Origin of the sequence: Streptomyces pathocidini (assembly GCF_001418495.1) — a bacterium.
In the GTDB taxonomy this organism is placed as follows: domain Bacteria; phylum Actinomycetota; class Actinomycetes; order Streptomycetales; family Streptomycetaceae; genus Streptomyces; species Streptomyces pathocidini.
Genome location: NZ_LIQY01000090.1, coordinates 1 through 8814, shown reverse-complemented (window position 1 = coordinate 8814; position 8814 = coordinate 1). Strand labels below are relative to the sequence as shown.

At 72.7% G+C, this 8814-nt stretch carries 7 protein-coding genes; all 7 read right to left on the bottom strand.

Translation table 11 applies throughout. The features are described 5' to 3' along the window. Positions 1-190: hypothetical protein (locus tag AOK16_RS25270; protein WP_157859123.1), on the bottom strand; the 190-nt coding region annotated here is incomplete at its 3' end. Between the two features lie 199 nt (positions 191-389). Beyond that, positions 390-1163, bottom strand: a complete 774-nt coding sequence (locus AOK16_RS06005; RefSeq protein WP_055471172.1) for a GNAT family N-acetyltransferase — start codon at positions 1161-1163, stop codon at positions 390-392. A gap of 50 nt (positions 1164-1213) precedes the next feature. Continuing rightward, entirely contained in the window at positions 1214-3223 is a 2010-nt protein-coding gene (locus AOK16_RS06000; RefSeq protein WP_079101108.1) for an IucA/IucC family protein, read from the bottom strand. Between the two features lie 189 nt (positions 3224-3412). Beyond that, positions 3413-4858 carry a diaminobutyrate--2-oxoglutarate transaminase family protein gene (locus tag AOK16_RS05995; RefSeq protein ID WP_055471171.1) on the bottom strand — a complete coding sequence of 482 codons (1446 nt, stop codon included), beginning with the start codon at positions 4856-4858 and terminating at the stop codon, positions 3413-3415. A gap of 228 nt (positions 4859-5086) precedes the next feature. Then, the gene (gene hflX, locus AOK16_RS05990; RefSeq protein ID WP_055471170.1) at positions 5087-6577 is read right to left on the bottom strand and encodes a GTPase HflX; all 1491 of its coding nucleotides are present in this window, start codon (positions 6575-6577) and stop codon (positions 5087-5089) included. Positions 6578-6694: 117 nt separating this feature from the next. Continuing rightward, positions 6695-8251 carry a M1 family metallopeptidase gene (locus tag AOK16_RS05985; RefSeq protein WP_055471169.1) on the bottom strand — a complete coding sequence of 519 codons (1557 nt, stop codon included), beginning with the start codon at positions 8249-8251 and terminating at the stop codon, positions 6695-6697. 129 nt (positions 8252-8380) lie between these two features. After that, positions 8381-8814: bifunctional (p)ppGpp synthetase/guanosine-3',5'-bis(diphosphate) 3'-pyrophosphohydrolase (locus AOK16_RS05980; RefSeq protein WP_169790863.1), on the bottom strand; the 434-nt coding region annotated here is incomplete at its 5' end.

Genomic DNA, 8814 nt, shown 5'->3' with positions numbered 1-8814 from the left:
CCGGGGCCGCGCCGGCCGGGGTGTTGGCGTCCGGGAGGCTGCTGCCCGGCTGCGGGGCGTCCGGCTCGGGAACGATCACCTCCTCGTACGCGAACTCGGCGAGCATCTTCGCGAACAGGCGGCGGGCTGCTCGGTTCCAGGCGCCGGGGCTCAGCTGCGGTGACGGGGAAGGCGGAAGTGACGGGGGCAAAGTCTGGGCTCCTCGGACGGAACTTCGGCGGGCCGAGCGGTGTATGGAAAGTAGTGAAGGGATCAGCGAGCCAGGGGGGCGAATGGTGCGAGTGCGGTCCGTGCGTGTGAGTGTCGCGCGAGCGCGGTGTGTGCGGGCGCAGTTCGCGGGATTTCGGCACGTGCCGTTTCCGTGGCTCGCCGGTGAGCCAACCGGTGAGTCAGAGGAGGTGGCGATGGGCGCGGTCGCGGATCACCAGTGCCGCTCGTTTGTCGGGGAGGTCTGCCTCGGAGTGGAAGCGGAAGCCCGCGCCGAGGAAGGCCGCTACGGAGGGGGTGTTGCGGAGGTCGGGCTCCGCGATGACGCGGTGGGAGGAGGGCCGGTGGTCGAGGACGAGATCGGAGACGGCCCGCAGCAGGATCGTGCCGAGGCCCCGGCCTCGGTCGCCGACGGCGCCGATGAGCAGATGGAGGCCGGTGTCGTTCGGCCGCGCTGGATAGTGGCGGGCGATCGGGTCGAGATCGGCGCGGTACACCTCCCAGTAGCTCATCGGGGTGCCGTTGAGCACGCCGAGGCACGGCACACTCCGTCCGTCGCCGTCGAGTTGGGCGCGCAGGTGGGCGGCGGTGACCTCGTCGGGGCCTTCGAGGTTCCAGAAAGCGGCCACCGCCGGGTCGTTCATCCAGCGCACGATGAGCGGCAGGTCGCGGTCGAGACGAACGGGGACGAGCCGGAAGGAGCCCGAGTTCAGGGGTGCGGGGCCCCAGTCGGCGACGCAGTCCAGGAGGTCGGGGCCGGACCAGGGAGACCTGGGGCGGACAGGCCGCCGCGAGGGCTCCGGCTCGGCGAGGGCGGCCCGCTCCTGGGCGATCAGCGCCGTGAGTTCCTCGGGGATGTGCAGGTCGAGGGTGTCGTCGGTGCTGGAGTCGGATCCCGCCTGAACTCGGGGCTCGACTCCGGGGTCGGTGCCGGGAGTGGATTCGGTGGACGGCACGGCGAAGCTCTCCTCTCACTGGTCACTGGTCTGACAGGGCGGGCCGGGCTTCATGCCGCCGGTAGCGCAAGGGGGTTGGAGATGGTGACGTACACCGACTGGTCGGCGACCGGGCCGACGAGTTCGTCGAGGCCGTGCAGGCGGGTGAGGAGGTTGGCCTTGCAGCGGAGAGTGGTGGAGTCGAGGAGCAGGGCGGGCAGTGGCGAGCAGGTCCTGCCGGGACCAGTCGCGACCTCGCTCAGGAAGCGGCGGAACGCGGCGATGAGAAGCCGCTCGTCGGCGAGCCCCTGGGCACCGAAGGCCCCGATGAGACCGAGGACGTTGTTGATGCCGAGGTAGTAGGCGAAGCGCTCGTCGGTGACCTCGTCCGGGACGAACGTGTCGCTCTCGACACCGATGCCGGGCAGCCTTCGGCCGAGCGCGTCCCGGTGCGACTCGCGGAAGTAGTAGCCCTGGTTGTCGCGGTAGCGGCCGCCCGCCGGCCAGCCGTCGGCGTCGAGGAGCACGAGCGTGTTCTGCTGGTGCGCCTCCAGGGCGATGCCGGCTTCGCCGTCGAACCACAGGATGGGGCGGACCACAGCCTCGAGATAGCGCAGGAACCACTCGGCGGAGACGGCGCCGACCGGGCGCCCGGTCCGGTCCGCCAGGCGGCGCACGACGTCGGCGAGACGGGACCGCATGCCGGCAGCGGGCCCCGCGGCCTCGGGGCCCGGCGCTCCGGAACCTAGGGATCCGGGACCCAGGGCTCCGGGGGCTTTCGGCAGTCCTGCCGTGTCCGCGGTTGCCGCGATTTCCGAGGCGACCGGGTCCGCGGGCCAGGGGCGGGGCGAGGTGAGGCCGGCGACACAGGCGACGTCGTCGCCGGGGCCGAAGGGGTTGTGCCGGATCACCGCGTCGAGTCCGGGCACGGGCTCGCCTCCGGGCAGAGAGACGGCGATCCAGGCCGGGTCCCGGACGATGTCGAAGCGGGGGTGGACGCGCTGCCACTGCTCGGCGAGGCCACCGCACAGCAGGCGGTGCACCTCGACGCCGCGCTGGAGCTCCTTGCGGAGGTTCTCGCGGCGGGAGTTGGTGATCCGCAGACCGAGGGAGAGCTTGAGCATCGCGGCGGCGCCGGGCCGGTGCACGGTGCGTACGGAGGAGGTGGGATGCCAGGGGGCGCCATGAGGGCCGAGGTCGTGCAGCAGCCCGGCGTCGAGGAGTTCCGCGACCTCGGGCCGGTGGCACAGTTCGCGGGCCTGCCAGGGGTGGAGAGGCAGCGGCGCCGCGCCGCCGGGGAGTTCGAGACCGCCGCCCGCGAGATCGGCGAGCAACTGTTCGGCGGGCACCGAGCGACCGCTCTCGGTCCACGCGGAGTCGGTGGCCAGGACCGATCGGTCCACGGCCATCCAGTGTAGCGGGAAGGCGCCGCGCAACTCGGGTGAGTAGGCACGGAGTTCGGTTTCGGAGAGCCCTTCGCGGCTCTTGGGAGTGGGGTGGAGCGGATGACCGAGTACGAGGGACTGTTCGGCGTCGAGGAAGAGATCGCCGGTGATCGGTACGGCGGGGCTGGCCCGGCGGTCGGCGATGAACTCGGCGGTGCGGCGTACGGAGTCGGCGACACGGCCCACCAGGTCGGTGCCGTCCCCGGCGGGGACCCCGCCCCGCGCTGCGCCTTCGATCTGCCCGGCCGACGCGGCGGGTGCGGCCTCGCGGCCGAGGAGCGCGGCGACGGTGACGGCGTCTGCCGCGGGGGCGTCCAGCGGCCCGCTCTCCAAAGCCGGGGCGCCGAAGCGATGGCATCCGGTGGCCGACCAGTAATGGACCGGCACCAGCAGCGCGGTCCCGCTGGCGGGGAGGGGGATGCGCAGGGTGTCGCCGCCCGGTGGTGGCGTGCTGTTCTCACGCACCCAGCAGCGCAGCAGGTTCTCCGTGCCCGCGGCCTCGGCGGCGGCGCGTGGGTCGGGGTCGTCGAGCGGGTCCGGCAGTGTCGTCCGGCACGTCTCGGAGAGACCGGACGGGCGCGGAAGGGCGGGTTCGACGGTGATCGCTGCGGACTCGCCGCCGGTGCGTACGTTCATGGTCTCTTCGGCGCCCTGGTCCAGGCGGTGATGCCGTGGAGGAGGCGCCTCCCTCCTTTGTCGGTGGGCCCTGTGTTCGGGGCCGGGGTGCGTCGAGCCCGGGCGTGCCGACAGGGGTCCGGCTCCGGTGCCCGAGTGCGTGGAGCGCGCCGGGCGCATGCCGCGGCCGGGGGCCCTGACGGCCCGTCGTCACCGGCTGGTTCCCGGGACCGGATGCGGCAAACCGGCTCTGCTGCCGCCTCGTTGGGGCTGCCGCCCGGGCCGGCCGGCTCCGGCCGTGCGGGACACGGCCGTGATCGCCTCGCTGAGGCGGTCGAGGACGGCGTCCGCCTGCTCGTCGGTGATCGTGAGCGGCGGAAGCAGCCGGACGACACTGGAGTGGCGGCCGCCGAGTTCCACGATCAGCCCCCGGCTCAGACACTCCTGCTGGACCGCGGCGGCGATCTCTGGAGCAGCCGGCAGCCCTCTGCCGGGAAGGGCGTCGTCCGCCGCCCCGGCCTCGGGGTCGACGAGCTCGACTCCGATCATGAGCCCGCGCCCGCGGACATCCCCGACGCAGGGCTGGTCCATGGCGAGTCCACTCAGTTGGCGCAGCATTCGGTCGCCGAGCTCCGCGGCCCGAGTGGCGAGCCCGTTCTCCCGTACGTACGCGAGCGTGGCAGCGCCCGCGGCCATGGCGAGTTGGTTGCCGCGGAAGGTTCCCGCGTGGGTGCCGGGCGGCCAGGTGTCGAGGTCGTCGCGGTAGACGACGACGGCCAGCGGCAGGCTGCCGCCGATGGCCTTGGACAGCACCAGCACGTCCGGCACGACCCCGCTGTGCTCCATGGCCCAGAAGGTTCCGGTCCGGCCGACGCCGGTCTGTACCTCGTCGGCGATCAGCGGAACGCCGTGGGTGGCGGTGAGTTCGCGCATCCGGCGCATCCAAGGGTCCGGAGCCGGGATCACGCCGCCCTCCCCCTGGACGGGTTCGAGGATCATGCCCGCCGGCGTCTGAACGCCGGACTTGGGGTCGTCGAGCAGGTTCTCGGCCAGGCGCGCGCACATCTCCGCGCCTCGCTCCCCGCCGATGCCGAACGGGCAGCGGTAGTCGTAAGGGAACGGCAGCCGGGTCACGCGGACATCCTGGGCGCCGCCCGAGGCCTCCAGCGCTCCCGCGGTCATCCCGTAGGCGCCGGTGAAGGCGAGGAGTCCGGTGCGGCCGGTCGCGGCGCGGACGAGTTTGAGCGCCGCCTCCACCGCGTCCGTCCCGGCCGGGCCGCAGAACAGCACCCGTGCGCGGTCGGCGAGTTGGCGGGGGAGGGTGCGGAACAGCTCGGTGGTGAAGGCGTCCTTGACCGGTGTCGCCAGGTCGAGGACGTGCAGCGGGGCCCCGGAATCGAGGACGGACCGGGTGGCTTCGAGCACCACCGGGTGGTTGTGCCCCAACGCCAGCGATCCGGCTCCGGAGAGGCAGTCGAGGTAGCGGCGGCCGTCGGCGCCCTCGATCGTCAGCCCCCGCGCGCGTACGGGCACGATGGGCAGCGAGCGCGCGTAGGTGCGGGCCACGGACTCGCGGAGCGCCTGGCGCCGCAGGATGCCCTCGTGGGCGGAATCGACCGGAGGTGCCGCCACCGGGGGCGGCTGGGTCACTGCCACGTTTCGTCGATCCTCCTGCTGGATGTGGAGAACGCTGCCGCGCTGTCCCCCGTACGTACCAACGACGGCGGCAGCGGTGGATCACGGGGCGGCGGGAAGATCCTTGGCGGTCCCCGGGAGATCGGCGGGTCCCGGCCGGAAGGGGCACGGGCAGCGGAAAGGCCCGCCCCCACCCAAGGGTGGGAACGGGCCTCGACTCGCTGTGCGGCGGCCTTGGGCGGTGGCCGGTCAGGGGCTGCCGGCCGGTACGTACGGCTGGAGTTCCGCGGCCAGTTCCTCGTGGACCCGCGCCTTGAGAAGGGTGCCCTCCGGGGTGTGCTCCTCGGAGATCACCTCGCCGTCGGCGTGCGCCCGCGAGACCAGCTTCCCGTGCGTGTACGGCACGAGGGCCTCGACCACGACCTCCGGCCGCGGCAGCTCGGCGTCGACCAGGGCGAGCAGCCGCTCGATGCCCCGACCGGTGCGCGCGGAAACCGCGATCGCACGCTTCTCGATACGCAGCAGGCGCTGGAGGACCAGCGGATCCGCCGCGTCGGCCTTGTTGATCACCACGATCTCGGGTACGTCGACCGCGCCCACGTCGCGGATCACCTCGCGTACGGCCGCGAGCTGCTCCTCCGGGACGGGGTGCGATCCGTCCACCACATGCAGGATCAGGTCGGCGTCGCCGACCTCCTCCATGGTGGAGCGGAAGGCCTCGACCAGGTGGTGCGGCAGGTGCCGTACGAAGCCGACGGTGTCGGCCAGGGTGTAGAGCCGCCCGCTGGGCGTCTCGGCCCGGCGCACGGTCGGGTCGAGGGTGGCGAACAGCGCGTTCTCCACCAGCACGCCCGCGCCGGTGAGCCGGTTGAGGAGCGAGGACTTGCCCGCGTTGGTGTATCCGGCGATCGCGACCGACGGCACCTTGTTGCGCCGCCGTTCCTGGCGCTTGATGTCGCGACCGGTCTTCATCTCCGCGATCTCCCGGCGCATCTTCGCCATCTTCTCGCGGATCCGGCGCCGGTCCGTTTCAATCTTGGTCTCACCGGGGCCGCGCGTGGCCATGCCGCCACCCGAGGAGCCGGAGCCACCGCCACCCATCTGCCGGGACAGCGACTGACCCCAGCCGCGCAGCCTCGGCAGCATGTACTGCATCTGTGCCAGCGAGACCTGCGCCTTGCCCTCTCGGGACTTGGCGTGCTGGGCGAAGATGTCGAGGATCAGGGCGGTGCGGTCGACCACCTTGACCTTGACGACGTCCTCGAGGTGGATGAGCTGGCCGGGGGTGAGCTCACCGTCGCAGACGACAGTGTCGGCCCCGGTCTCCAGCACAATGTCGCGCAGCTCCTGGGCCTTGCCCGAGCCGATGTAAGTGGCCGGGTCCGGCTTGTCGCGGCGCTGGATCACGCCGTCGAGCACCATCGCGCCGGCGGTCTCGGCGAGCGCGGCGAGCTCCGCGAGGGAGTTGTCCGCGTCCCGCACCGTGCCGGAGGTCCAGACGCCGACCAGCACCACGCGCTCCAGGCGCAGCTGCCGGTACTCGACCTCGGTGATGTCCTCGAGCTCGGTGGAGAGGCCGACGACACGGCGCAGGGCGGCGCGGTCGGAGCGGTCGTACTGATCGCCGTCACGCTCCCCGTCGGTCTCGTGGCTCCACGCGACGTCCTCTTCCATCAGGGCGTCGGCACGGAGGCTCGCCGAGAAGCGCTGGGCGTCCTGGGAAGAAGAGGAGGAGGTCATTGGATCCTTAGGTCGTCGGGAGCTCTCATCGGGTCAACGCGGGGAGGGCCCGGAGGATTCCCCGGGCCGGCGCCCCCGTCGCCGACACCGAAATGGTCCCACGCTCCGCGCGGGCAGTCACCTGTGTTTTCCGGGGTGCAGAACCGGTCCGAGGAGCGTTCCGATGCCGGTTCCGTGCCGCTCGGACCTCCACTCGGGGTGCCCGGGCATCGGCGGTGTCTTCGTGGCGTACAGCCAGGGCCTGAGGAAGCCGGACTGGTCCTTGCCGGAGATCTCGGAGGCCAGGGCGATGAAGTCGGCGGTGGAGGCGTGGCTGTCCCGGTGCCGGGTGACCCATGCGCGCTGCAGCCGGTCGAAGGCCGCGGTGCCGATCCGCTCGCGCAGCGCGTAGAGCACGAGGGCCGAGCCGTCGTAGGCGATGGGCCGGAAGATGCTGATCTTCGAGCCGGGGTCGGGGACTTTGGGGTCGGCCGGGGGCCCGCCCTCGGCCCGCCAGCCGTCGGAGCTGGCGTAGGCCTGGCGCATCCGCTCGGTCAGCGAGACGTCCGCCTTCTCCTCGGCGTACAGGGCTTCGTACCAGGTGGCGTGGGCCTCGTTAAGCCACAGGTCGGTCCAGCGCTCGGGGCTGACGCTGTCGCCGAACCACTGGTGGGCCAGCTCGTGGACCATGACCGACTCGACGTAGGGCTCCGGGTAGCGGGAGTCGGTGAACAGCCCTCGCTCGAAGAGCGAGAGGGTCTGCGTCTCGAGTTCGAAGCCGGTCTCAGCCGCGGCGATGAGGACGCCGTAGTTTTCGAAGGGGTACGGGCCGACTTTGCTCTCCATCCAGGAGATCTGGGCGGGAGTCTTGGCGAGCCACCGCCCCAGGCGCCCGCGGTCCGCCGCGGGCACGACGTCGCGCATGGGCAGGTCGTGCGGCCCCTCGCGCCCGATCACCGCGGACCGGCCGATGGACACCTGCGCCAGTTCGGGGGCCATGGGGTGGACGCCGCGGTAGGTCCAGGTGGTCCTGCCGTCGGCGGCGCGGGGCTTCCGGCCGGGCGCCCGGCCGGTGCCTTCGCCGGAAATCCCTCGGTCGGCGTCTTCGCCGGAGAGCCGCAGTCCGCTCGCGACGGCGGTGAGGCCCGGCGGGGTGGTGATCCGGAAGGTGAAGCGGGCCTTGTCCGAGGGGTGGTCGTTGCAGGGAAAGACGCGGTGCGCGGCGTCGGGCTGGTTCGCCATGGCCAGGCCGTCCTCGGTCCGCAGCCAGCCGCCGTCGCTCCCGCGCGTGCTGCTGGTGTGCGCGATGCGCATCCGGAGCGGGGCGCCGTCGGCGACCGGCTCGGCCGGGGTGACGGCGAGGTCCTCGCCGACGGTGCGGAACCGGGCGGGTTCTCCGTTGACCTCGACGGAGCGGACCTCCCCGCGGGCGAAGTCGAGGTTGAGACGGGACAGCGACTCGGTGGCGCGGGCGTCGATGGACGTGACGGCCCGGAGCGGCTCGCGGTTGCTGCCGGAGTAGTCGAAGGCGATGTCGTAGGCGCGGACGTCGTAGCCGGGGTTTCCGAGGTGCGGGAAGAGCCTGTCGCCGATCCCGAGGGGGGCGGGGGACGGCGCACCGGCCGCGACGAGGGTGACCATGACGGCGGCGGAGAGGGCCGCCCTGCGGGCCATGGGACGCGGAGGTCGGATCATGCAGTACGGCTATCAGCAGCGGCCCGCCGACATGCGGACGCCGCGCTCCGCACCCACCCGAAAGTGGGCTTCGTACGGATCTCAAACCCGCCGCAGGGCCGCACTTTTCCCGGGCCCGATGGCCAACGCTCAGGTCATGGCGGGTTGCTGGGCGCGGCTGACGTCGTACACCCCCGGCACCTTGAGCATGGCCCGCATCAGGGCGGGCAGCCGGGCAGCGTCCGGGAGTTGGAGGGTGTAGGTGTGGCGGACGCGCTGTTCGCGGGGCGGCTCGACGGAGGCGGCGACGACGGCCGCCCCCTCCAGGGCGATGGCCTCGGTCAGGTCGGCGAGCAGCTGCGGCCTGCCGAATGCCTCGGCGTAGAGGGTTACGCGGCAGCCACCTGGGCTGCCCTCGCCCCTCCCCCGCCAGCGGACGCCCACGGGCCGCCGCCCGGCCACCTGCATCCGGGCTACGGCGGCGCACTGGGTGCGGTGCACGGTGACGGCGCCGCCGCGGACCTCGAAGCCGGTGACCGCGTCCGGCGGTACGGGGGTGCAGCAGCCGGCGAGCCGTACGGCCG

Excerpts from the sequence above, each read along its gene's own strand:
- AOK16_RS05985 (WP_055471169.1), bottom strand. The coding sequence starts at position 8,251 with ATGATCCGACCTCCGCGTCCCATGGCCCGCAGGGCGGCCCTCTCCGCC.
- AOK16_RS06000 (WP_079101108.1), bottom strand. The coding sequence starts at position 3,223 with ATGAACGTACGCACCGGCGGCGAGTCCGCAGCGATCACCGTCGAACCC.
- hflX (WP_055471170.1), bottom strand. The coding sequence starts at position 6,577 with ATGACCTCCTCCTCTTCTTCCCAGGACGCCCAGCGCTTCTCGGCGAGC.